Annotated in this window: 1 protein-coding gene; it reads right to left on the reverse strand. The window is 65.9% G+C overall.

Annotated elements, in window-relative coordinates; all coding sequences use genetic code 11:
- Positions 1–988, reverse strand: a 988-nt coding sequence (locus OGV69_RS01350; protein ID WP_286469005.1) for an Ig-like domain-containing protein, incomplete at both ends; no start/stop codon positions are given.

Here is a 988-nt window from a genome sequence, read left to right on the forward strand (position 1 = left end):
GGCGCCGCCACGGTGGTGTCCACCGTCACAGCCAGCGCCGTGGAGGTCTGCACGTTCCCCGCGTCATCGGTGACCTGCACCGTGACGCTGTACGTCCCATCCGCCAGCTCCGGGGCGGTAAAGGTCCACGTCCCGTCCGTCAGCACGGCGTCATAGACGGTATCATTGATAAGAACCTGCACCTTCGTCACATCCGCATCAATATTCCCCAGCGTGAAGGCCGGGGTGGTGTCGCTGGTGATGTTGTCGCTGTTGCTGCTGCCGCTGTCTGACGCATCCGCCAGATCGATGGTCGGCACCGACAGCGTGGTGTCCACCGTAAAGGTCAGGGTGGCCGAGTCCGCGGTGTTGCCGGCGAGGTCGGTGACGGTGGCCACGATGGAGTGGTCGCCGTCGGTCAGCGCGGTACTGTCAATATGCCACTGCCCGTCCGCGTCCTTTGTCGCCGCCAGCGGCTTACCGCCGTCAATGCTCACCATCACGCTGAACGCGTCCGGATCGGTGCTGACAGTGAAGCCCGGCGTGGCGTCGCGGGTCTGGTTATCCCCTGCCGTACCGGTGTCGTCGCTCAGCGTGATCACCGGCGCCGCCACGCTGGTGTCCACCGTCACAGCCAGCGCCGTGGAGGTCTGCACGTTCCCCGCATCGTCGGTGACCTGCACGGTGATGCTGTAGTCGCCGTCCGCCAGCTCCGGGGCGGTAAAGGTCCACGTCCCGTCCGTCAGAGTCGCCGGGTAAGCCGTCCCGTTGATAATAACCTGCACGCTGGTCACATCGGCGTCGATATTCCCCAGCGTGAACGTTGGGGTGGTGTCCCGGGTGATGTTGTCGCTGTTGCTGCTGCCGCTGTCTGACGCATCCGCCAGGTCGATGGTCGGCGCCGACAGCGTGGTGTCGACGGTGAAGGCCAGTGAGGACGTCGCGGTGTTGCCGGCGAGGTCGGTGACGGTGGCCACGATGGAGTGGTCGCCGTCGGCCAGCGCGCTGC

Source organism: Citrobacter sp. Cc139 (assembly GCF_030334645.1).
Taxonomy (GTDB): domain Bacteria; phylum Pseudomonadota; class Gammaproteobacteria; order Enterobacterales; family Enterobacteriaceae; genus Citrobacter; species Citrobacter werkmanii.